General features: G+C 40.3%; 2 protein-coding genes. One reads left to right on the top strand and one right to left on the bottom strand.

The genetic code is table 11. The annotated features are described in order from the left end of the window. Window positions 1-322, top strand: a 322-nt coding sequence (locus A3738_RS04960; protein WP_231876535.1) for a TetR family transcriptional regulator C-terminal domain-containing protein, incomplete at its 5' end; no start/stop codon positions are given. A 15-nt stretch (window positions 323-337) separates the two neighbouring features. Here the strand turns inward: A3738_RS04960 and A3738_RS31810 are convergent. Beyond that, window positions 338-771: hypothetical protein (locus A3738_RS31810; RefSeq protein ID WP_231876534.1), on the bottom strand; the 434-nt coding region annotated here is incomplete at its 5' end.

Genomic DNA, 771 nt, shown 5'->3' with positions numbered 1-771 from the left:
CCGTTTGGCAACTGGTGACACACAAATGCCAGAAGTAGTTTCCGCTTGGGTCGTTATCGCGGGAGAATCACTAAAACAGCCTGAGATTAAGGAAATCTACCAAGACCTGATTGGACAGCAATTAACCTTACTTAGACAATTATTAGCAGATGTATGGGACGGTAAATCCTCAAAGAATAAAGAGGTTATTCATTTAAGCGCTACCGTGATGGCAGCAATGGAAGGGGCATTCCAGCTTTCTGCGACAGCCCATGATGTGATGCCAAAGAACTACGCAGCTGAATCTATCTTGGAGCTAATTAAGAATAGAGTTGGGCTATAGAATAACATAATCTTTTTAAGATCTTTCGCCCTTTCCAAACTTATCGCCATATTCAAAATATAACCAAGCAGATAGTGATACGATTCCTACAGAATAGCCGTACCCAGCGAAACTATTGAGTAGGATATTGAACAGCCAGTTATCATTTACATAGCCATAAGTTGATAAAGCTGTCGCTATCGTGATTACTGAAGAAATCACCATAGGTCTCCCACCCAATTTCTCAGATCGGGTACACCCGAAGGCCGCGATAAATAATGCGACTACATTAGTAACCAGAAATATTCTTATATCAGTGATAAGTTTCGAAAAAGTACCGTCTAAATAACTTTTTAAACTTTGCTTCCAAGAGAAGACCTTCTCGAACAATGCCGCCTTGAGAGGATTATTTGTCTTAAACTCTAATGGCAAAGCGCTAACGTTAGCATCTTGTTGAGTTATCGAACCAA

The organism is Oleiphilus sp. HI0066, assembly GCF_001635725.1.
This window is presented reverse-complemented; position numbering and strand designations above follow the sequence as displayed.